Raw genomic sequence first — 22,089 nt, forward strand, 5'->3', positions numbered from 1 at the left:
GCGCACGGCGTTGGCGCGTGCAACCGTGGGCGGCTGTTCGATGCGGAGCGTCTCGGCGACGTCATTGCCGGCGAATTGGTCGAAGCCCTGCTCGCAGATGGACAATTACGCGAGCACGCCCCAGCACTATTGGAGCTTGATCCAGAACGAGGCCGGGGACCATTCGCTTGCCAGCGGCAGGTCAACCGGACGTACGAGACCGGAGAGTGGCACCCAACTACCGCGAGGCAATCGACCCGGGCGCAAGTGATGGGGAAGACATGGTTCGCATGACTGACGGTGATATGTCGCAGTGTGACGTCAACGAGCCGTATTACCGACGTGCAACCTTTCGTCCGCCGATCGAAGAGTTGAAATGGTGCTACGGCTGCGCGCCTCTCACGTTCAACCGGCCGCCGGCTGTGTGACGGCGGGTTCGGGCCGCACGGCCGCCGCGTGTTCCTTCGCGCCGGCGTTCGATTCCGCGCCTGATTCCGCGCCCGCGCCCGCCTGCCAGCCGCCGCCCAACGCCTTCAGCAGGCCGACCGCCGCCTCCATCCGGCGCGCGTCGATCTGATCGGCGGTGCGCCGGTTCGTCAGCGCGATCGTCTGCGCGGTAACCACATCGAGATAGCTGACGGCGCCGGCGTTGAAACGATTCGTCGTCAGCCGCAGCGACAGATCGGCCGCGTCGGTCGCGCGTTGCTGGCTGCCGGCTTCGGAAGCGAGCGCATCGAGCGCGGACAACTGATCCTCCACCTGCTGGAACGCGACGAGCACGGTTTGCCGGTAATCGGCGACCGCGCCGTCGTATTGCGCATGCGCGCCGCGCAGCGATGCGCTGCGGCGGCCGCCGTCGAACAGCGTGCCGGCGAGCTGCGGGCCGATCGACCAGAACAGGCTCGGCGCGGCGAGCCACGGCGCGAAGAACGAACTCTCGAGCCCCGCGCTCGCCGACAGCACCAGATCGGGAAAGAACGCGGCACGTGCCTCTCCGATCTGCGCGTTCGCGGCCGCGACGCGACGCTCGGCCGCCGCGATGTCGGGCCGCCGCTCCAGCAGTTGCGACGGCACGCCGGCCGGAATGGCCGGCACGTGGAACGCCTGCACGCGGGGCGGCAGCGCGAACGTCGATGCGCTTTCGCCGACGAGCGTCGCGATCGCATGCTGCAACTGCGCACGCGACGCGTCGATGTCGGTGTCCTGCGTGCGCGTCGATTCGAGTTGCGTCTGAGCTTGGGCGACGGCCGACGCGTCGATCGCACCGGCCGCGAGTTGCTGCCTGAGCAGCGTCAGCGCGTCCGCGTACGCGCTAACCGTGTCGTCGAGCAGTTGCTTCTGCGTGTCGAGCGAGCGCAGCGCGAAATAATCGGTCGCGAGTTCGGCCGTGACCGATAGCTTCACGGCCTGCAGGTCGGCCGCGCTCGCGGCCGCGTTCGCCTGCGCGCCCGTCACCGCATCGCGCACGCGGCCGAACACGTCGGGCTCCCAACTCGCGGCCACGCCGGCCTGGTAGTCGGGCGTCGTCTTGCCGGCGAGCGACGAGCCGAGCCGGTTCCGCGACACGCGCGCGCGGCTTTGCGCGACGCCCGCGGTGATCGTCGGCAGGAATCCGGCGTGCTGATAGTCGACCATCGCGCGTGCCTGCTGCAGATCGGCGACGGCTTTCTTCACGGTCTGGTTCGACACGTCGACGCGCGCTTCGAGCGCGTTCAGGTCGGCGTCGCCGAACACCGTCCACCACGCGCCGCGCGCGGCGGCGTCGGCCGGCATCGCGACGTGCCAGCCGGCCTGCGCGGCAGGTGCGGCCGGCGCGCCCGCGTAGTGCGCGGGCACCGCGACGGCGGGCGGCGAGTAGGGCGGCAGCGTCGAGCAGGCGGTCAGTGCGGCGGTGGCGGCGAGCGTGACGATGCGGCGTGCGAACGGAAGCGGATGACGGAGGCGCATGGCAGGTATCTCGTGATTCGTCGTCGATGGGTCAGCCGCGGGCGGGCGCGGCAGCGGGCGTTGACGTAGCCGGTGCGGCGCCGGCCGCGCGCGGCGGCGGCACGTTGCGTGCATCGGCCGCAGACGCCGGTTGCGCGGCCTGCGTGGCCTGCGCGGCGGAAGCGGCCGAAGCGGCCGAAGCCGGCGAAGCAGCGACCGGCGCCGCATCGTGCGCGGTCGACACGATCTTCACGGTCTCCCCTGCCGTGATCGCATCGCCCGGGTTGTCGATCACGCGATCGGTTGCCGCGAGCCCCGCGACGATCTCCACCCGCGTGCCGAAATCTCGCCCGATCTGCACGGTCTTCAGCGCGGTGCGCCCGTTCGCGCCGACGGTGGCCACCGTCACGCCGTTCGGACGGAACAGCAGCGCGCTGACCGGCAGCTCGAGCGCCGGCGCCGCGCTCGGCACGACGAGATGCGCCTGCGCGTACGCGCCGGGCATCAGCGTGCCGTCGCGATTGTCGACGTCGATCTCGACGCGCAGCGTGCGCGTGACGGGATCGATCGCGCCCGCGCTGCGCGCGACGCGCGCGGCGATGCGCCGCCCCGGATACTGCGGCGTCGTCAGGTAGACCGGTGTGCCGGTCGACACGCCCGTCGCGCTGTCCTGCGGCACATCGACGAACACGCGCAGCGTGTCCGTCTGTTCGAGGTGGAACAGTTCGCCAGACAGGCCCGGGCTGCCCGGCGTGCCGCCCGCGGTGACGAGCGTGCCGACGTCGACGTTGCGTGCGGTGATCACGCCGTCGAACGGCGCGGTGACGGATTCGTACGACACGAGTTCGGCAAGATGCGCGACGTTCGCCTGCGCAGCGGCGAGCATCGCGCGCTTCGCGTTCATGTCCGCGACCTTCGTGTCGGTGTCCTGCTGCGACACCGATTGCGTCTTCAGCATGTCCTGCCAGCGCTGCGCGGTCGATTTCGCATAGTCGTAGTTCGCCTGCGCGCTCGCTTCGTCCGCGCGCGCCTGGCGCAACTGCGCGTCGAGATCGGGCGCCGAGATTTGCGCGAGCGTCTGGCCGGCCTTCACGTGCGTGCCGAGATCGGCGCTCCAGTGCGCGATATAGCCGCTCGTGCGCGCATAGATCGATGCGTCCGCATACGGCGTCACCGCGCCGGGCAGGGTCAGCGTCTGGTCGGCCGGCGCCGTGCCGGGCACGACGACCGACACTGGCAGCGCCTGCTGCGCGGCCACCTGCGCACGCTGCGCGGCGCGCGCGTCGATACGCGGCACGATGCCGAGCGCGAGCAGCGCGGCGGCGAGCGCGGCGGCCGCGAGCGGCACGGTCAGCTTGCGGCCGCGGCGAGCCGGCGGGGTGTCGGAGGCGGCGCCGCGCGCGGCGGGCGGCACGGCTGCGGCAGCGGGGGCCGCGGTGGCCGTTTCGGCGGCCGGCGGCGGGGCGACGGGTTCGATCGAGTCGTTCATGATGGGTCCGGGGTCGGGCGAATCGAAGGATGGGAAGGGGCGGCCGTGCGCGCTCAACGCAGTGCCGGCGTATCGGGCGCGGGCTGCGCGCGCCGGGCGGCCGCGGCGTCGCGGCGCCGCGCGAGCCACGCGTGGACGAAGCCGAACACCACCGGCACGAACAGCAGCGTCGACACCGTGCCGAACGCGAGGCCGCCAATCACCGCGCGGCCGAGCGGCGCATTCTGTTCGCCGCCGTCGCCGAGCCCGAGCGCCATCGGCAGCATGCCGATCAGCATCGCGAGCGCGGTCATTACGACGGGGCGGAAGCGGTTGAAACCGGCATCGAGCGCCGCTTGCCACGGCGACGCGCCGCCCGCGAGCAGTTCGCGCGCCGCGTTCACGACGAGAATGCTGTTCGCGGTCGCGATGCCGATGCACAGGATCGTGCCGGTCAGCGCGGGCACCGACAGCGTGGTGCGCGTGACGAACAGCATCCATGCGATGCCGGCGAGCGACGCCGGCAGCCCGCCGACGATCACGAGCGGATCGAGCCACGACTGGAAGTTCACGACCATCAGCAGGTAGACGAGCGCGATCGCGAGCGCGAGGCCGCCGAGCAGGCCCGTGAACGACTCGTGCATCGCCTGCACCTGGCCGCGCAGCACGATCGACGAGCCGGGAGGCAGTTGCGCGCGTGCGGCGTCGACGAGCTTCGTCACGTCGGCCGTGACGCCGCCGAGGTCGCGCCCCTGCACCGACGCGAAGATGTCGAGCACCGGCTGCACGTTGTAGTGCGACACCACGGCCTGCTGCGTCGAGCGCGAGAACGTGCCGAGCGAGCCGAGCAGGTTCTGCGCGGGCGCGCCCGCGGCCGGGCCGCCGGCCGGCGTCTGCGGCGCGCGCGCGGTGCCGGCGGGCAGCGGCACGTTCGCGAGCGACTGCAGCGAATTCACCGTGTATTGCGGCGTCTGCACGAGCACCGGGTAGCTGACGCCGTTGCGCGGATCGAGCCAGAAGTTCGGCGTGGTCTGCGAACTGCCGGACAGCGCGATCAGCAGGTTCTGCGCGACGTCGCGCTGCTCGAGGCCGGCCTGGATCGCCTTCGTGCGGTCGACGTTCACGTTGATCGCCGGTTCGTCGCCAGGCTGCTGGATGCGCGCGTCGACGAGCCCGCGCACGCCGCGCAGTTTCGCGAGCAGCGCATTCGCGACCGCGCGGTTCTGGTCGAGCTTGTTGCCGACGATCTGGATGTCGATCGGCGCGGGCAGCCCGAAGTTCAGGATCTGGCTGACGATGTCGGCCGGCAGGAACGCGAACGTCACGCCGGGGAACGACTGCGCGAGCACGTTGCGCAGCTTCGCGACGTACGCGGCCGTCGACGCGTGATTCGGTTTCAGCGTGACGAGCACGTCGGCGTCCTCGGTGCCGATCGGGTCCGACGAGTCGTACGTGAGGTTGATCCCGCTCACCGGCACGCCGATGTTGTCGAGCACGCCCGCGAGTTCGTTGGCCGGGATCACGCCGCGGATCTTCGCTTCGACTTCGTCGGTCAGCCGCGCGGTTTCCTCGATTCGCGTGCCGGTCGGCGCGCGCAGGTGCAGGCGGATTTCGCCGGTGTCGACCGACGGGAAGAAGTCTTGACCGGCGAACGCGTAGAGGCCCGTCGACGCGACGCACGCGAGCAGGAACGCGGCCGCGAAGCGGCGGCGCCGCGCGATCGCCGCCGAGAGCACCGCGCGATAGCGCAGCCGCACGGCCTCGAAGCGATGCTCGAACGCGGCCTGGAAACGCGCGACGCACGCGAATACGCCGCGCGGCGGCCGGCCTTGCCCCTTCGCGCGCATCAGCGCCATCGCGAGCGTCGGCACCAGCGTGCGCGAGAAGAAGTACGACGCGATCATCGCGAAGATCACGGCCTCGGCCAGCGGCACGAACAGATAGCGCGCGACGCCCGTGAGCAGGAACATCGGCACGAACACGATGCAGATCGACAGCGTCGACACGAAGGTCGGCACCGCGATTTCGCCCGCGCCGGTCAGAATGGCTTCCTCTAGCGGCGCGCCGAGCTCCAGATGATGCGTGATGTTCTCGATCGCGACGGTCGCGTCGTCGACGAGGATCCCGACCGCGAGCGCGAGCCCGCCGAGCGTCATGATGTTGATGGTCTGGCCGAGCACGGACAGCGCGAGCAGCGACGTGAGCACCGCGAGCGGAATCGATACCGCGATGATCAGCGTCGCGCGCCAGCTGCCGAGAAACAGCAGGATCATCAGCGCGGTCAGGCACGCGGCGATCAGCGCCTCGCGCACGACGCCCTGGACCGCCGCCTTCACGAACACGGACTGATCGTCGAGCGGCGAAATGTGCAGCGCCTTCGGCAGGCCGGCCGCGATCTTCGGCAGCATCGCCTTCACCTGGTCGATGATCGTCAGCGTCGACGCGCTGCCGGTCTTCTCGACCGTCAGCAGCGCCGCGCGCTTGCCGTCCACGCGCACGATGTTGGTCTGCGGCGCGTAGCCGTCGCGAACGTGCGCGACGTCGCGCACGTACACGACATTGCCGCCGATCGTCTTCACCGGCAGGTCGTTCAGCGCGGCGACCGTCTGCGTGCTGCCGTTCATCTGCACGTTGTATTCGTGCGTGCCGATCTTCGCGGTGCCGCCCGGCAGGATCAGGTTCTGCGCGTTGATCGCGTTCACGACGTCGATCGGCGCGAGCCCCTTCGCCTGCAGCGCGCGCGTATCGAGATCGACGACGATCTGGCGGATCTTGCCGCCGAACGGCAGCGGCACGGCCGCGCCCTGGACGGTCGCGAGCTGCGTGCGGATGAAGCTGTTGCCGAGGTCGTACAGCTGCTGCTCGGCGAGCGTGCCGCTCGACAGCCCGAGCTGCAGGATCGGCACCGTCGACGCGTTGTACGTGATGATGTTCGGCGGCAGCGTGCCGGGCGGCAGGATGCGCAGGATCGACGCGGCGTTGCTCGCGGCTTCCGCGATCGCGCGATTGATGTCGGCGCCCGGATGGAAGAAGATCTTCACGACGGACACGCCGTTCAGCGACTGCGACTCGATGTGCTCGATGTCGTCGACGTCGGACGTGAGCGCGCGTTCGTAGTTCGACGTGATCCGCTTGGCCATGTCCTCCGCGGAGAAGCCGTTGTACGACCAGACGATGCTGACGACCGGAATGTCGATGCTCGGAAAAATGTCGGTCGGCGTGCGCAGCAGGGCAAGCGGCCCCGCGATGAAGATCAGCAGCGCGAGTACGACGAACGTGTAGGGCCTGCGTAACGCCAGCCGGACGATCCACATGATGGTGCTCCTCGAAGCAGGGCTCGGATGCGCATTCGATGCGACGAGCATGCAGTCTGCCGGCGCGGCGTTGACCCGACCCTGACCCGAAGATTACGAAGTCGTTATCTGTGCGGATGCGGCGGCGCCGGCCGCGCCGCTTCGTCCCTATAATGTCCGGCCGTGAACCTTCACGCGTTCCCGTATCCCGCCGCTTTCAGGAGCCTGACCGATGTCGTTGCGCACCGATGCAGATTTCTTCCTCCTTCTCGCCGATTCCTACCGCCGGCTGTTGCACCATCCGCTCGTTCCCGACGGGATGAGCGCGTCCGACGGCGCCGCGTGGCTGTACGAGACGGCGCCGTTCGGCGTGCTGGCGCACGACACGTCGGCCGATCCGGTGTTCGTGTACGGCAACCGGCGCGCGCAGGCGATTTTCGAATACGACTGGGACGAACTGACGGCGTTGCCGTCGCGCCTGTCGGCGGAGCCGATGGAGCGGCGCGAACGGCAGATATTCCTCGACAAGGTGATGCGGGACGGCTTCGTGTCCGGATACCGCGGCGTGCGGGTCACGAAATCCGGCAAGCGGTTCTGGATCGAGCGCGCGACCGTGTGGCAGCTCACGGACGCAGACGGAATCGTGCGCGGCCAGGCCGCGATGATTCCGGAAGTGCGGCCGCTCGACGCGTCCGCATGAACGCGACGGTCGTCCGACGTGCGCGCCTGCGCGGTGCCCGGCGAGCCGGGCGCCCCTGCACGACGGGCGCCCGCGCCCGGATAACAAAACCGTAATCGAAGCCTCACCTTCAGGAAAGCGCGCGAATCGCAGAATGATCCCAACTCTTCATCACATCGATGGGGAGCGGATGTCCGGCCTGATCTGCGGACGCGAACACGCCATCTTTGAGAGGTGAACATCATGAACAACCTGATTCGTGCAGTCCTGCTTTCCTGTGCGCTGAGCGCACCGATCGTCGCATTTGCGCAAACCGCCGACCATGCGCTCACACGGGCCGACGTGCGCGCCGATCTCGTCCGTGTCGAAAAGGCCGGTTATCGGCCGGTCGGCAGCGATCCTTACTATCCCGAGGACATCCAGGCAGCGGAGGCGAAGGTCGCCGCCCAGCATCCGCAGTCGGTCGCTGCACGGCCGGATGCCGCCGCCGCGACGGGCGTGCCGTCGCTCGCGTCGCTCGACACGCAGCAGTTGTTCGAGCACCACTGAACGCGGCTTTTTCAGCCGCCGTCCGCCGCCGGCGTCGGGTCATTCGACGCCGGCAACGCACCCGTCACGCAACGAATCGCTTTCGCTCGCGCGGTCGTGCCGGCGGCGCGTCCCCATCGAATCGTTCTCGGGAGTGTCATCATGAATCGCAAGCTTGTCGCCGCTGCGTTGCTCGCTCTTTGCGTCGGCACGGCCGCCGCCACGCCGGCCTTCGCGCGCGGCCAGCCGCAACTGCCGGATGACGACGGCGGGCGCGCGAGCGTGCTGCACGCGCTCGACCCGGAGTCCGATGCGCCGCGCCGGGCGCATGACACGCGGCCCGCGAACGCTCAGGCCGCGCCCATCAAACGTGCGCCGAGCGCGATTCCGCGCGCGGCGATCGATGCGCTGGCGGCGCGCTGACGGGCGTCCCAGCCGGCCAGCCCGGCGTCGAACCTGCTGCCTGGCGCGACGTCGCGCAACGCCTGCGCGAGACCGACCGCATCGTCGGCCGCTTTCGCGACGCCCGCCGCCGTGTGCGGGCGCACCATGCAGGCGGCGTCGCCGAGCAGCACCGCGCGCCCGAACGCCATCCGCTCGACGGCGAGATCGAGGATCGCCTGCGCGAATGGCGCGGGCGTCGCGTCGACGAGCGCGGCGAGCGTCGGCGCGAGCATCCGGTCGGCGGCGTCGACGAGTTCCGCGCGGTTGTCGTCGCGCATCGCGCCGGGCGGCAGCGACCCGTCGCGCTGCGTGCCGTCGCGTGCAAGGAACAGCGATGCCAGCCGGTCGGACGCGAGACGCCGGTACCACACCCAGTTCACGCGCCGCCCGCCCGGTTCGAGTGCGCCGTCGGCGCCGGGCACCAGATAGGTGAGGAACAGGTGCCGGTCGCCTTGCTGGAACGTGAAGCGTTCGCGCAGCAGAACCAGCACCTGCTCGGGCAGCGCGCGTTCGTCGACGAGCCCGCGCCACGCGACATAGCCCGCATACGTCGGCCGCACGTCCGGCAGCAACTGCGCGCGCACGGTGGAGCGGCCGCCGTCCGCGCCGATCAGCAGGTCGCCCGTCTCGGCATGGCCGCTCGCGAAGTGCGCGACGATGCGCTCGCCGTCCTGCTCGAACCGCTCGAACGCGTCGCCGGCGTGGAGGATGCCGGCCGGCAACGCACGCTTGAGCGCCGTGTAGATCACGTTCCACGCGGTCTGCGTCTGCGGCATCGCGAAGCGTTGCACGATCCGGTCCTGTGCGTCGACGTAGATCCGGTCGATCGAATCGACGCCGGCCGCGCGCGGCAGCGGCACGCCGCCGAACGCGAACGCGCGCTCGATCGGCGGCTGCAGCACGATGCCGCCGCCGCGGCTGTCGAGTTCGTGCGGCGATTGCTCGAATACGCGGACGTCCCAGCCGGCCGCGCGCAACGCGGTCGCCGCGAACAGCCCGCCGACCGATCCGCCGGCGATGACGGCCTTGCGGCCCGATCCGTGTCCCATCCGATGGTCCTCCGATGATGCCGCGTGCAGCGGCGGTGCGTCAGCCGGCCCAGCCGCGCAGGAAATCGAGCAGCAGCATGTTCACGCGCTCGGGCTGCTCCTCGTGCGGCAGGTGTCCGCACTGCGCGATCGGCTCGGCCCGCAGGTTCGCCGCCATGCTCTCCCATACGGCCTTCATGTCGAACATCTTGCCGACCGCGTAGAAATCCTCGCCCCAGATCGCCATGGTCGGGCACGCGATCCTGACATCCGCATCGACGAGATCCTGCTGCACGTCTTCCGCGTTCGCGCGATAGTCGGCCAACGCGCCGCGCACGGCCCCCGGGCGCCGATACGCGCGCACGTACGTGTCGAATGCATCGCCCGAGATCGCATGCGGGTTGTAGCACCAGTCGGCGAAGAAATAGCTGAGCCATTCGGCTTCCTTGCCCGCGATCAGCGCCTCCGGCAGGTCGGGCACCTGGTGGAACAGGAAGAACCAGTACGCGCGCGCCGTTTGCGCGGTCATGTTCTGCGCGACGATGCGCGTCGGCACGTTGTCCATCACGACGAGCCGCTCGACGCGCGCGGGGAAGTCCTTCGCGAAGCGCGTCGCGACGCGTGCGCCACGATCGTGGCCGACGAGCGCGATGCGGTCGATGCCGAGCGCATCGAGCAGCGCGGCGAGATCGCGCGCCATGTTGCGCTTGTCGTAGCCGGCCGCGGGCTTGTCGGTTTCGCCGTAGCCGCGCAGGTCGGGCGCGATCACGCGGTAGTGCCGCGCGAGCACCGGGATCTGGTAGCGCCACGCGAAGCTGGTTTCAGGAAAGCCATGCAGCAGCACGACGACGGGCCCGGCGCCGGCATCGATGACGTGCTGGCGGATGCCGTTCGCGGTAATGGTGTGATGGGTGAGTACGAGCGTGTCGGTCGTCATGTGGGAGCCCCGGTTCGATGCGGACGGTGCGCGGTACGGCACGCGTCCAATGCTGTCCGAGCATAGGGCAAGCAGCGAACGTCGCGGCTGAATCGTTCTGAATCGGCCAGGGCGCGGTGCAACGCCACGCCGCGCCGCGGCATCACGAGCGGCGGGCGCGCTTCGCCGCTGCGTCGGACGCGACACGCTTCAGCGCGGCCGGCGTGCCGTTCAGGAACGCGTCGATCTGCCGTTCGATTTCCGCGTCGAGATCGTCGGGTACCGGCAGCCCGTATACCCACTTGCGCACGCCGAGATAGAAGATGCTCGCGTGCAGGCTCCACACCAGTTCGATTTCCGCATTGCGCTGCGCTTCCGACGCCGGCGTCGCGATGTCGTACGCGTGCCGCAGCTCGCGCAGCACCGGCAGGAACACGCGTTCGCGCAGCCGCGACAGATAGCGCGTGTTGAAGCCCTCGCGGCTGAGCCCCGCGAAGATGAACGTGCGAATCCATTCGCGCCGCAGGATCGTCTGCGCATACGACCGGTAGAACGCGACGAGCCGCTGCTGCAGTGGAACCGAGCGGTCGGCGATCAGTTTTTCCCACTCGGGATCCCACGTGTAGACCTCGTCGTATACGCGATCGATCAGCGCTTCCTTGCTCGGGAAATACCGGTAGAGCAGCGGCTGGGTCACGCCGATCTGCCGCGCGAGCTCGCGCGTGCTGCCGGAAAAACCGTGGGTCGCGAAGTGTTCGACCGCCTTTTCGACGATCTGCCGCTCGCGCGCTTCCGGCGTGAGGCGGCGGCCCGATGTGGCGGCGGTGTCGTCGGCAGTCGCCCCGCGCGTGCGGGGCGCTGCCTTGCGCTTGGTGTCGGTCATGCGTCGGCTCCTGAATGCGGCCATTCTGCACTTATCGATCGAAAAATAGCAAGGCGGCCACCGCGAAGCCGGCCACGCGGCGCGGGCGTCGCCGCCCCGCGCGTTCAGAACGATTCAGTTCGCCGCCATGACTTTCAGGCCCGCATTCCGTAGTCTTGCTCCCGAGCCGCCGCACGCGGCCGAATCCCTTCGGCCGGCCCGGCCGGCGGCGCAACCGGAACGGACCATGCCTTACCTGATCTCGCCGGGAGCCGGCATCGCAGTCGGCCTCCCGCACCCCCTCGTGCGCGTGCAATCGCCCGCGCCGCCGCCGATCGCCCTGGCGGGCCGGCTCGGCCTCGTCTTGCGCGAGCATGCGGTCCCGCTCGCGCGAGCGCAATGGCGCGCGCGCGCCGCGCAGGTCCGCGATGCGGGCACCGTCGACCCAACCGCGGAAGCCACGACATGCAGCCCGCGCAAGTAACGGCAGCGGGCGCGGCGGCCCCCGATCGCCTGCGCGGCGAGGATGTGTTTCTCGCCTCGATCGCCGGCTACGTCGACACGCTCGGCTTCGTCGCGCTGTTCGGGCTCTTCACCGCGCACGTTACCGGCAACTTCATCCTGATCGGCTCGGGCCTCGCCGGTGTCGGCCAGGGCCTGATGATCAAGTGGCTCGCGTTTCCGGCATTCATCGCGGGCATCGTGGCCGCCCGCCTGCTCGATCACCGGATGCGCGTGCGCGGGCATGGCCCGCGGGCGCGCTCGCTGTACGCGCTGCAGACGATCCTGCTGGCCGGCTTCATGCTCGCGGGCGTCGCGGCGTCGCCGATCGGCAGCGCCGATGCGCCCGCGACGATCGTCTGCGGGCTGCTGGGTGCGGCGGCAATGGGCGTGCAGAACGCGCACGGCCGGCTGACCGCGCGCACCGTCGTCGCGAATACCGTGATGACCGGCAACGTCACGCAGGCGGTCATCGATGCATTTGACTGGCTCGTGCCGATCGCCGCGCCGGCCGAACGGGAAGCCGCGCGCGCGCGGCTGCGACGCACGCTGCCGCCGGTCGCCGGGTTCGCGCTCGGTGCGGGCGCCGGCGCGAGCGCCTACCTGTACGCCGCGTTCTGGGCGCTGGCGCTGCCGCTCGCGATGCTCGTTTTCCTCACCTGGCGCGCCGGCCGGACCGGCGAGACGTCCGCGGCGCGCTGAGCGCCGATACCGCGCGCGGCGTCGGCTGTGCGCGGCATCGGGGGCGGCGAAGCCGCTCCCGTTTCTTCATTCCGTCAACGCTGGCTTCGAGAATGGCTTGATTCAGGTCGGCAAGCGCCAGACGCCTCGACCGTTCACGGCTGATCTCCCGGAAACCGACACTCGGGGCGGCGGATGCGCAAATCACGCACAACGCGCGACTTCGCGCGCTGCGCCTTCCGTTCAAGCTGTTCGGCAGCATCAAGAAGATGACGGCCTTCGTCGACGACGACGCGGCCCATGCGCGTGAGCTTCGCTCGACGTGTGCCTGTCACGTCGGTGTCGATTCTCGGTGCTTCACGGAAGCGTCGGAGGTGTGAGCGCCAGGTAACGGGCCGAACATGTGCTGGCTGCACTTCGCGTCGCGCCACGCGGTTCCCGGTCGGATGCCGTCGAGCATCCGTCGCACCACGGGAAGAATCTGTTCGCCGGCCAGAATGCCAAGCAGGCCGGCGAGGGCGACGGCGGGCGGCGCCGGCGATTGCACGCCGATCAGCGCGTAGACGACGCCGGCGAGGATGCCGGCGAAAAGCGAAGCAGTGTACGGTTTCATCGTTCTGGAATGAAATGACAGCCGTTAAAAATACGGATACCTACCGGTCTGGCGTCGATCCGAAAGTCTTGGGCCAGCCTATCAGGTCGGCGCGCTCGTCGTTAGCGCATTCAACGAAATTCAGAACTTTTCAGTCTGAATGTCGAGCGTGGCGAGAATCAGAACAATTAACTGGTGCGGCCGCACATTCGCGTATTGAATGACGCAGGCCGGCTGCCGACGCTTCCGACACCGCGCATTGGACGCCTCGCGGATTCGTCGGCCAGGCGAGTCTCATTTTTCTCCGCGTCAAAGGACATCATCACCATGAGCAACCCCAAGCTTGAAGTACTTACCCCGCACAACAGCCAGCTGATCTTCATCGACCAGCAGCCGCAGATGGCCTTCGGCGTGCAGTCGATCGATCGGCAGACGCTGAAGAACAACGTCGTCGGGCTCGCGAAGGCCGCGAAGGTCTTCAACATTCCCACCACGATCACGACGGTCGAAAGCGAGAGCTTCTCCGGCCACACCTATCCCGAGCTGCTCGACGTGTTCCCGAACCAGAAGACGCTCGAACGCACGTCGATGAACTCGTGGGACGACCAGAAGGTGCGCGACGCGCTCGCCGCGAACGGCCGCAAGAAGGTGGTCGTGTCGGGGCTGTGGACCGAAGTCTGCAATACGACGTTCGCGCTGTGCGCGATGCTCGAAGGCGACTACGAGATCTACATGGTCGCCGACGCTTCGGGCGGCACGACCCAGGCCGCGCACGACATCGCGATGCAGCGCATGGTGCAGGCCGGCGTGGTGCCGGTCACGTGGCAGCAGGTGCTGCTCGAATGGCAGCGCGACTGGGCGCACCGCGAGACGTACGACGCGGTGATGGCGATCGCGAAGGAGCATTCGGGCGCATACGGGATGGGCGTGGACTACGCGTACACGATGCTCCACAAGGCGCCGCAGCGTACCGCGACGCCGCACGAGTCGATTGCGCCCGTTCCGGCGAAGTAAGCGCGGACGGCCTGCAACGGCGGATGCCGGTGCGACGGGTTCGATGCGAACGCGCCGCATCGGCTCCATTGCCGCGGGCGGCGGACGTGACCGAAAACACGAATGCCGCCCGCGGCATGCTGTTCGGCACGCCGCGCCTGCATTTGAAATTGTCCGGGAGATTGATCGCATGAAACCTTATCTGGTTTCCCTTGGTGCGGGCCTGCTGATCGGTGTGATTTACAGCGCCATCAAGGTTCGCTCTCCCGCACCGCCGCTGATTGCGCTGGTCGGGTTGCTCGGCATGCTGATCGGCGTGCAAGCGTTACCCACCGTGAAACAGCTGTTTGGCTTCTGATCAACAAGAGGTGATGCACATGACCGCAACCGTGACCCAACCGGATCTGATCCTGCATAACGGACGATTCACGACGCTCGACCGCGCGAACCCCGTCGCGACGGCCGTCGCGATTGCCGCCGGCCGCTTCGTCGCCGTCGGCAGCGACGCGGACGTCATGCCGCTCGCGGGCCGTGCGACGAAGGTGGTCGATCTCGGCGGCCGCGGCGTGCTGCCGGGCCTGATCGACAACCACTGCCACGTGATTCGTGGCGGCCTGAACTACAACATGGAGCTGCGCTGGGACGGCGTGCCGTCGCTCGCGGTCGCGATGGAGATGCTCAAGCGTCAGGTCGCCGTGACACCCGCGCCGCAGTGGGTGCGCGTCGTCGGCGGCTTCACCGAACATCAGTTCGTCGAGAAACGGCTGCCGACGATCGATGAGCTCAACGCGGTTGCACCGGACACGCCCGTGTTCATCCTGCACCTGTACGACCGCGCGTTGCTGAACGCGGCCGCGCTGCGTGTCGTCGGCTATACGAAGGACACGCCGGAGCCGCCGGGCGGCACGATCCTGCGCGATGCCGCGGGCAATCCGACCGGCCTGCTGCTCGCGAACCCGAACGCGACGATCCTCTACGCGACGCTCGCGAAGGGGCCGAAGCTGCCGTTCGAGTATCAGTACAACTCGACGCGCCATTTCATGCGCGAGCTGAACCGGCTCGGCGTGACGGGCGTGATCGACGCGGGCGGCGGCTCGCAGAATTATCCCGACGATTACGAAGTGATCCGCAAGCTGCACGACGCGGGCGAGATGACGATCCGGATCGCGTACAACCTGTTCACGCAGAAGCCGAACGCGGAGAAGGAAGACTTCGTGAACTGGACGAAGAGCGTCAAGTACCACGACGGCACCGACTACTTCCGCAATAACGGCGCCGGCGAGATGCTGGCGTTTTCCGCGGCCGACTTCGAGGATTTCCGCGTCGCGCGGCCGGATTTGCCCGCGCAGATGGAGGACGATCTCGAAGGCGTCGTGCGCGTGCTCGCGGAAAACCGCTGGCCGTGGCGCATGCACGCGACCTATGACGAAACGATCAGCCGCGCGCTGGACGTGTTCGAGAAGGTCAACGAAGACATCCCGCTCGACGGGCTGAACTGGTTCTTCGATCATGCGGAAACCATCTCCGAGAAATCGATGGACCGGATCGCCGCGCTCGGCGGCGGCATCGCGGTGCAGCACCGGATGGCGTACCAGGGCGAATACTTCGTGGAGCGCTACGGCGCGCAGGCCGCCGAGGCGACGCCGCCTGTCGCGAAGATGCTCGGCAAGGGGCTCAAGGTGTCGGCCGGCACCGACGCGACGCGCGTCGCATCGTACAACCCGTGGGTATCGCTTGCATGGCTCGTGACGGGCAAGACGGTCGGCGGCATGCGCCTGTATCCGCAGCGCAACCTGCTCGATCGCGAAACCGCGCTGCGGATGTGGACCGAGTACGTGACGTGGTTCTCGAACGAGGAAGGCAAGAAAGGGCGCATCGCGGTGGGACAGCTTGCCGACCTGATGGTCCCCGATCGCGATTTCTTCGCGTGCGCGGAAGACGATATCGCCGGCACGACCGCGTTGCTGACGGTGGTCGACGGGAAGATCGTGTGGGGCGCGGGGCCGTTCGCGTCGCACGACGCGCCGATCCCGCCGGCGATGCCGGACTGGTCGCCGGTGCGCGAGTTCGGCGGCTATGGCGGCTGGGGCGCGACGCAGCGCGCCGGCGCGCCGTTGCAGCGCGCGGCGGCCGCCGCGATGTGTGGCTGCGCGAATGAATGCAACGTTCACCAGCATGCGCACGCGAGCGCATGGGCGAACGCATTGCCGACGTCGGACGCGAAGGGTTTCTGGGGCGCGTTCGGCTGTTCGTGCTGGGCGGTCTGACAGGGCGATGCGTGCCACTTGCGACACCGCGGCGCAGGTCCGCGCGCTGCCGTCGCGGCCATGGGAAATCCAGCAGCGCGTCACCGTGCTCGACGATATACGACGCCAGACCGGCAGCGTTCCCGCCATTCGGTGACGTTGCGGCGACCGCGCTGAAACGACGAGTCTGCGCCGTCTCCCGCCGGGCGGGAAGCCGCGCGCGCCGCTCGTGTTTCTCGCCGGTCGTCCGGCCGCCCGGACGCGTGGCCCGTATCCCGCTGAATCCGAATCCGCGCGTGGCGCTGGCCGCGTGCATCACCATCAAGGAGAAAACCGATGAGTTTATTGAACCTGCGCAACATGCTGCGCATGACCGCCGCGTCGTCGGCCGTGCTCGCCGCGCTGCTGGCCGGCACGCCGGCGCTCGCCGACGAAACCCACCTCGACGACATCGCGTCGCCGGCCGCCGCGGCGCGGTTCCCCGCCGTTGCGGTCGGCCCGCAGTACGACACGACCCACGTGTGCGTCGCGCCTGAGGACTTCGACCGCTTCACCGACAGCTTCGTCGCGACGTTCGGCGGCAAGAAGTCGAAGCAGGGCGTGTTCCAGGTCACGCCGACGCCGAGCCAGACGATGTCGCAGCTCGTGCTGACGCCGGTCGGCACGATCTCGGTGTTCGGTTTCAAGACGCCGATTCCGTATCCGTTCTGCGAGGAGCGCACCGGCTATCTCGTCACCGACATGGACGTCGCGGTGAAGTCGGCGCGCGCGCATGGCGCGGACATCGTCGTGGCGACGTTCCCCGACCCGATCGGCCGCGACGCGATCGTCCGCTGGCCGGGCGGCGTGAACATGCAGCTGTACTGGCATACGCAGGCGCCGAACTACGACCCGCTGCAGACGGTGCCGGAGAATCGCGTATACGTGTCGCCGGAAAGCGCGGGCAAGCTCGCGCGCGACTTCGCCGCGTTCTCGCACGGCAAGATCGTGTCGGACGTGCGCCATGCGCCGGGCATCGAAATCGGGCGGCCGAACGACACGTATCGCCGCATTCGCATCGAATCGGGCTTCGGCAAGATGACCGTGCTCGCGACCGACGGTCATCTGCCGTACCCGTTCGGGCGTGAAATGACGGGCTACGAAGTGGCCGATCTCGCCGCGACGCTGAAGCAGGCCGAAGCCGCGGGCGTGACGGTGCTCGTGCCGCCGTTCAAGTCGGACGGGCGCGACGCGGCGCTCGTGCAGTTCCCGGGCGGCTACGTCGCCGAGATCCACGCGCGGTCGAAATGACGGTGCGCCGGCCGATGAAGCGATCGTGGCGCGGCGCGCTGTCGTGCGTCGTGCTCGCGGGCGGTGCCGCGTCGCACGCGGGTACCGCCGTCGGCGCCGAGGCCGAGGCGGCGTCGGCCGGCGCGGCCGCGTCGCCGGCTGCCGCCGCCGCGTCGTGCACCGCGAAACGCCCGACGGTGCTGTTCAACCGCTGGCAGGAAGACTGGTCGGCGCTCGCGAATCCGTGCGTGCCGCGCAAGCCGTTCGACGCGCTGAAATACGTGCCGCTCGGCGACGACCCGTCGACCTATCTGTCGCTCGGCGCGAACCTGCGCGAGCGCTTCGAGCTGAACAACGCGCCGCTGTTCGGCCTCGGCGCCGCGCACGACGACAACTACGTGATCCAGCGCGCGAACGTGCATGCGGACCTGCGCTATCGCGGGCACCTGCAGGCGTTCGTGCAGTTCGTCGATGCGCGGCCGTTCGGCAAGGATACGGTCGGCCCGGTCGACAAGGACCAGCTCGACCTCCAGCAGGCGTTCGTCGCGTACGTCGATCAACTGGGGCCCGGCACGTTCAAGACGCGGATCGGCCGGCAGGAGATGGCGTTCGACTTGCAGCGCTTCGTGTCGGTCCGCGACGGCCCGAACGTGCGCCAGGCATACGACGGACTGTGGACCGATTACGAAATCGGCAAATGGCGCGTGATCGGCTATGTGACGCGTCCGGTGCAGTATCGCAACGCGGCCGCGTTCGACGACGTGTCGAACCGGCACCTGCGATTCGACGGCGTGCGCGTCGAGCGCACGGGCACGGGGCCCGGCGATCTGTCCGCGTACTGGTCGCGCTACACGCGCGACAACGCGCGCTATCCGGATGCATCCGGCACCGAGCGGCGCGACGTGTTCGACATGCGCTACGCGGGCAAGACCGACGGGTTCGACTGGGACGTCGAGGCGATGCTGCAGACGGGCCACGTCGGGCAGGACACGATCGGCGCGTGGGCGTTCGGCGCGCTGGGCGGCTACACGTTCGCGAAGACGGCCGGCACGCCGCGCGTCGGCATCCAGGTCGACGGCGCATCGGGCGACGCGCATCCGGGCGACCGGCGCGTCGGCACGTTCAACCCGATGTTTCCGAACGGCTATTACTTCACGCTCGCCGGGTATACCGGATACAGCAACCTGATCCACGTGAAGCCGTCGCTGACCTTCAAGCCGGCGAGCTCGGTGACGGTGCTCACCGCCGTCGGCTTCCAGTGGCGGCAGACGACGGCCGACGCGATCTACGGGCAGGGGATGTCGGCGGTGCCGGGCACGTCGGGCAAGGGCGGCGCGTGGACGGGGATGTACGCGCAGGCGCGCGTCGACTGGCTCGTGAACGCGAACGTCGCGCTCGCGCTCGAAGCCGTGCACTTCCAGCTCGGCTCGTCGATTCGCGCGCTCGGCGCGCGCAATGCCGACTATGTCGGGATGGAAGCGAAGTTCGGCTGGTGACGCGCCGCGCCGGGCTCTCGCGTATCAGGGCTGCGCGCGGGCGAGCGATTCGACGAAATCGATGAACGCCGTTACTCGCTTCGACCCGCGCTGGTTCGGCAGGTACAGGGCCGTGATCACCGCGCGCGCCGAGCCCGGCGTCACGTCGTACTGGTCGAACAGCCGCTGCAGGCGGCCGGCTTCGATATCCGCCCCGACCAGCCAGTCGGGCAGCAGCGCGATGCCGGCGCCGTCGAGCGCGGCCTCGCGCAGCACCTCGCTGTGATTCGATTTCAGCCGCCCGGTGACGACGACCTGCGTCGTTCGTGGCGCGCCGGCGAACGTCCACGCCTGCTGGTCGACGCCGAAATGAAAGCGCAGGCACGCGTGATCGACGAGTTCGCCGGGTGTCGCCGGCGTGCCGTGCGCGTCGAGGTAGCCGCGGCTCGCGACCACGTAGCGCCGGAACGTGCCGAGCGGACGCGCGACGACGTCCGCGGTCGGGGCCGCGTCGCCGAGCCGGATCGCGACGTCGATCCGCGCGGACACGAGATCGACGCGTTCGTCGGTCAGTTGCAGATCGAGGTCGAGCTTCGGATGGCGCGCGACGAACGCGGCGACGTGCGGCGCGATGCGGCGCAGCCCGTAGGCGACGGGGACCGATACGCGCAGCGGGCCGGACGGCGCGTCGCCGCGGTCGGCCACCAGCGCGTCGGCATCGGCGAGCTCGCCGAGCACGCGTTTCGCCCGCGCATAGTAGACGGCGCCCGCGTCGGACAGCGTGACTTGCCGCGTCGTGCGGTTCAGCAGCACGGTACCGAGCGACGCCTCCAGCGCGCCCACCGCGCGCACGACCGACGAAGCGGCGAGATCGAGCCGGCGCCCCGCGCTCGAGAAGCCGCCGGCTTCCGCGACTTCGACGAACGCGCGCAGCGCGGAGAATTTGTCCATGAGATCGTCCTTGGGCGGGTGGCAACGTCGCGTTGCATGCGGTTCGCATTCTAGCGTCGGGCGGCGCGGCGGCCGGATCGCGTGCGCCGTGTCTTCAGGACAATTCAGGCGTCGCTCAGGATTTTCGCCGCGGCGGCCGATAAGCTGCGCGACATCGCGTGTTGCGCTGGCCGTTCCGTTCGTGACGGGCCACGCGCACGATTCGTCACGGAGATCCGATGAAGAACCTGTTTCGGCACGCGTGCGTCGCGCAGGCGGCCCGTTGGTTGATCGTGGCCGGGTGCGCGGGCCTGTTGGCGCCCGCCGCGCATGCGCAGGCCGGCGTGCGGGCCGATGCGCCGTCCGGCGTGCAGCCCGACGCGCCGGTGCCCGCCGCGGGCCGGCAGCCGCCCGGCTTCTATCGGCTGAAGATCGGCGACTTCACGGTGATCGCGCTGTCCGACGGCACGCATCCGTTTCCGGTCGATTCGGTGTTTCGCGACATCTCGAAGGACGAGATCCGGCGCGACCTCGACCGCGCATTCCTCGAGCCGCCCGTGCAAGGGTCGATCAACGCGTTCCTCGTCGATACCGGAGCGAAGCGGATCCTCGTCGACGCGGGCGCCGGCACGCTGTACGGCGACTGCTGCGGCAAGCTGCTCGACGACCTGCGCGCGGCCGGCTACGCGCCCGCGCAGATCGACGAAGTGCTGCTCACGCACCTGCACAAGGACCATGTCGGCGGCATTGCGTCGAATGGCGCGATGACGTTTCCGAATGCCGTCGTGCGGGTGAACGCCGTCGAGGCCGCGTACTGGCTCGATCCGGCGAACAAGGCGCACGCGCCGGCGTTTCTCGCGTCGTTCTTCGATGCGGCCGCCGCGGCGGTCGCGCCGTACGTCGCGGCCGGCCGCTTCAAGACGTTTCGCGGCGACGCGACGCTCGCGCCCGGCATTCGCGCGGTGCCGATGCCCGGCCATACGCCGGGCCATACGGCTTACCTGATCGAGAGCGGCCGCGCGGGCCTGCTCGCGTGGGGCGACATCGTGCACGTGGCGGCGATCCAGTTGCGCGACGTCGACGCGACGGTCCAGTACGACAGCGATGCCGAGGCCGCCCGCCGCACGCGGCGGGATACGCTTAAGCGCGTCGCCGAGCGGCGCTATCTCGTCGGGGCCGCGCATATCGCGTTTCCCGGGCTCGGCCACCTGCGCCGGGACGGTGCGCAATACGACTGGGTGCCGGTCAACTACGACGCGACGCCGGTGCGGTGACGTCCCGGCGTGCGCCATGCCGCCGGTCAGCGCGCCCGTGCGCGCCGCCACGCGCCGGGCGGGTGCCCGACGATCCGCGCGAATACGCGGTTCAGGTGGCTCTGGTCGGCGAAGCCGCACGCGACCGCGATGTCGGCCAGCGTCATGTCGGACGTCTCGATCAGTTCGCGCGCGCGCATCACGCGCTGTTCGAGCAGCCACTGGTGCGGCGTGCGGCCGGTGGTGCGCGAGAACGCGCGGATGAAATAGCCGCGCGACAGGTCGCATTCGTTCGCGACTTCCTCGATCGACACGCCGAGGTCCGCCTTTTCCATCAACAGCTCCTTGGCGAGCGCCACCTTCGCGGGAGACAGCGCGCCCTTGTGCTCGAGTTCGCGCGCGCGCACGTTGCCGTAGCGGCGCACGAGATGCGTGCCCATCGCGAGCCCGACCTGCTCGATGAACAGCGCGTTCAGCGGGCCGGGCGCGTCGAGGCTGTCGGCCACCGCGTGCGCGAGATGCCCGAGCACCGGGTCGCGCGCATCGACGCGGCACGTGAGGCCGTCGACCGGGCTGCCGCCGTGTTCGGGGCCGATGCGCGCCAGATACGGGTGCGGCAGCTCGACCAGCACGAAGTCGAAATTGCCGTACAGGTCCGCGTGGAAATGGCGCGAGAAGTCGCGAATGTAGATCGAGTGATGCTGGAACCGGCGTTCGCTCGCGCCGGCGCGCCCATAGAGCGTGCGGCGGTGGCCGCCGTTCAGCGACACGCCGACCAGGAAGCCGCGGTCGCACGCGGGCATGTCGATTCGCTCGACGTGCGCTTCGCGCATGCATTTGCGGTGGAGCTTCAGGCCGCCGGATGCCGTCTCGACATCCTTCGCCAGCAGGCTCGACACGCACCCGAGCGTGTCTTTCGGCCGTGGCGGAGGCGATGCCGTCGGGGCTGCGATGACGGAGTCTGACATGGAATTCCCCAGCGAGGGACTCGGAGCGTGAAATGACGAGTCCAGTTTAGATGCGCGC

At 69.2% G+C, this 22,089-nt stretch carries 20 protein-coding genes and 1 pseudogene; 10 read left to right on the forward strand and 11 right to left on the reverse strand.

Features of this window, described 5'->3' with window-relative positions; all coding sequences use genetic code 11:
• Positions 1-384 precede the first annotated feature (384 nt).
• Genes CFB52_RS31235 through CFB52_RS31245 form a run of 3 tightly spaced genes read right to left on the reverse strand, consistent with a single transcriptional unit; the run spans position 385 to position 6,687 of the window.
• Positions 385-1,926 carry an efflux transporter outer membrane subunit gene (locus CFB52_RS31235; RefSeq protein WP_099318368.1) on the reverse strand — a complete coding sequence of 514 codons (1,542 nt, stop codon included), beginning with the start codon at positions 1,924-1,926 and terminating at the stop codon, positions 385-387.
• Between the two features lie 31 nt (positions 1,927-1,957).
• Positions 1,958-3,394, reverse strand: coding sequence for an efflux RND transporter periplasmic adaptor subunit (locus CFB52_RS31240; RefSeq protein ID WP_099318369.1), 1,437 nt, complete (start codon positions 3,392-3,394; stop codon positions 1,958-1,960).
• A gap of 53 nt (positions 3,395-3,447) precedes the next feature.
• Positions 3,448-6,687 carry an efflux RND transporter permease subunit gene (locus tag CFB52_RS31245; RefSeq protein WP_099318370.1) on the reverse strand — a complete coding sequence of 1,080 codons (3,240 nt, stop codon included), beginning with the start codon at positions 6,685-6,687 and terminating at the stop codon, positions 3,448-3,450.
• A gap of 211 nt (positions 6,688-6,898) precedes the next feature.
• Here CFB52_RS31245 and CFB52_RS31250 point away from each other — a divergent pair, with 211 nt between their 5' ends.
• Complete coding sequence (locus CFB52_RS31250; RefSeq protein ID WP_060314464.1) at positions 6,899-7,366, forward strand: MEKHLA domain-containing protein; 468 nt, start codon at positions 6,899-6,901, stop codon at positions 7,364-7,366.
• Positions 7,367-7,588: 222 nt separating this feature from the next.
• Complete coding sequence (locus tag CFB52_RS31255) at positions 7,589-7,894, forward strand: DUF4148 domain-containing protein (protein ID WP_060314497.1); 306 nt, start codon at positions 7,589-7,591, stop codon at positions 7,892-7,894.
• Between the two features lie 39 nt (positions 7,895-7,933).
• Here the strand turns inward: CFB52_RS31255 and CFB52_RS34865 are convergent, their stop codons facing one another.
• The 4 genes from CFB52_RS34865 to CFB52_RS31275 all read right to left on the reverse strand — a co-directional run bounded on the left by CFB52_RS34865 (position 7,934) and on the right by CFB52_RS31275 (position 11,144).
• Positions 7,934-8,203: a hypothetical protein gene (locus tag CFB52_RS34865; RefSeq protein ID WP_180278291.1), complete on the reverse strand. Its 270-nt coding sequence runs from the start codon at positions 8,201-8,203 to the stop codon at positions 7,934-7,936.
• 20 nt (positions 8,204-8,223) lie between these two features.
• Positions 8,224-9,366 (reverse strand): FAD binding domain-containing protein, encoded by a 1,143-nt coding sequence (locus tag CFB52_RS31265; RefSeq protein ID WP_099318372.1) that lies wholly within the window; start codon positions 9,364-9,366, stop codon positions 8,224-8,226.
• Between the two features lie 40 nt (positions 9,367-9,406).
• Positions 9,407-10,282, reverse strand: a complete 876-nt coding sequence (locus tag CFB52_RS31270; protein WP_099318373.1) for an alpha/beta fold hydrolase — start codon at positions 10,280-10,282, stop codon at positions 9,407-9,409.
• A 142-nt stretch (positions 10,283-10,424) separates the two neighbouring features.
• Positions 10,425-11,144, reverse strand: coding sequence for a TetR/AcrR family transcriptional regulator (locus CFB52_RS31275; RefSeq protein WP_060314486.1), 720 nt, complete (start codon positions 11,142-11,144; stop codon positions 10,425-10,427).
• A 226-nt stretch (positions 11,145-11,370) separates the two neighbouring features.
• Between CFB52_RS31275 and CFB52_RS31285 the strand changes: the two genes are divergently transcribed.
• Together CFB52_RS31285 and CFB52_RS31290 are read left to right on the forward strand one after the other, a co-directional pair.
• Entirely contained in the window at positions 11,371-11,607 is a 237-nt protein-coding gene (locus CFB52_RS31285) for a DUF1427 family protein (RefSeq protein WP_099318374.1), read from the forward strand.
• On the forward strand, positions 11,589-12,326 hold the full coding sequence (locus CFB52_RS31290) for a YoaK family protein (RefSeq protein WP_099318375.1): 738 nt from the start codon (positions 11,589-11,591) through the stop codon (positions 12,324-12,326). The genes CFB52_RS31285 and CFB52_RS31290 overlap by 19 nt, the downstream gene beginning before the upstream one ends.
• 173 nt (positions 12,327-12,499) lie before the next feature.
• Here the strand turns inward: CFB52_RS31290 and CFB52_RS31295 are convergent.
• Together CFB52_RS31295 and CFB52_RS31300 are read right to left on the reverse strand one after the other, a co-directional pair.
• Positions 12,500-12,628, reverse strand: a pseudogene (locus CFB52_RS31295) (LysR family transcriptional regulator); the annotation flags it as partial.
• Positions 12,629-12,636: 8 nt separating this feature from the next.
• Positions 12,637-12,918, reverse strand: a complete 282-nt coding sequence (locus tag CFB52_RS31300) for a XapX domain-containing protein (protein WP_081066619.1) — start codon at positions 12,916-12,918, stop codon at positions 12,637-12,639.
• A 306-nt stretch (positions 12,919-13,224) separates the two neighbouring features.
• Between CFB52_RS31300 and CFB52_RS31305 the strand changes: the two genes are divergently transcribed.
• From CFB52_RS31305 to CFB52_RS31325, 5 genes are all read left to right on the forward strand, one after another.
• Positions 13,225-13,911, forward strand: a complete 687-nt coding sequence (locus tag CFB52_RS31305; protein ID WP_059579098.1) for a hydrolase — start codon at positions 13,225-13,227, stop codon at positions 13,909-13,911.
• Positions 13,912-14,080: 169 nt separating this feature from the next.
• Entirely contained in the window at positions 14,081-14,248 is a 168-nt protein-coding gene (locus tag CFB52_RS31310; RefSeq protein ID WP_059579100.1) for a DUF1427 family protein, read from the forward strand.
• Between the two features lie 19 nt (positions 14,249-14,267).
• Entirely contained in the window at positions 14,268-16,157 is a 1,890-nt protein-coding gene (locus tag CFB52_RS31315) for an amidohydrolase (protein ID WP_099318591.1), read from the forward strand.
• Between the two features lie 315 nt (positions 16,158-16,472).
• A complete protein-coding gene (locus CFB52_RS31320) occupies positions 16,473-17,426 on the forward strand; it encodes a VOC family protein (protein WP_089466078.1) in 954 nt (317 codons plus the stop codon).
• 14 nt (positions 17,427-17,440) lie between these two features.
• Positions 17,441-18,901, forward strand: coding sequence for an alginate export family protein (locus CFB52_RS31325; RefSeq protein ID WP_099318592.1), 1,461 nt, complete (start codon positions 17,441-17,443; stop codon positions 18,899-18,901).
• Between the two features lie 24 nt (positions 18,902-18,925).
• On the opposite strand, the gene CFB52_RS31330 is transcribed toward CFB52_RS31325, so the two are convergent.
• Positions 18,926-19,831, reverse strand: coding sequence for a LysR family transcriptional regulator (locus CFB52_RS31330; RefSeq protein ID WP_099318376.1), 906 nt, complete (start codon positions 19,829-19,831; stop codon positions 18,926-18,928).
• A gap of 218 nt (positions 19,832-20,049) precedes the next feature.
• On the opposite strand from CFB52_RS31330, the gene CFB52_RS31335 reads away from it, so the two are divergent.
• Positions 20,050-21,084: an MBL fold metallo-hydrolase gene (locus tag CFB52_RS31335; protein ID WP_099318377.1), complete on the forward strand. Its 1,035-nt coding sequence runs from the start codon at positions 20,050-20,052 to the stop codon at positions 21,082-21,084.
• Positions 21,085-21,110: 26 nt separating this feature from the next.
• On the opposite strand, the gene CFB52_RS31340 is transcribed toward CFB52_RS31335, so the two are convergent.
• Positions 21,111-22,031 (reverse strand): AraC family transcriptional regulator, encoded by a 921-nt coding sequence (locus tag CFB52_RS31340; RefSeq protein WP_059574821.1) that lies wholly within the window; start codon positions 22,029-22,031, stop codon positions 21,111-21,113.
• Positions 22,032-22,089 lie beyond the last annotated feature (58 nt).

Origin of the sequence: Burkholderia sp. AU18528 (genome assembly GCF_002223215.2) — a bacterium.
Classification (GTDB): Bacteria; Pseudomonadota; Gammaproteobacteria; order Burkholderiales; family Burkholderiaceae; genus Burkholderia; species Burkholderia semiarida.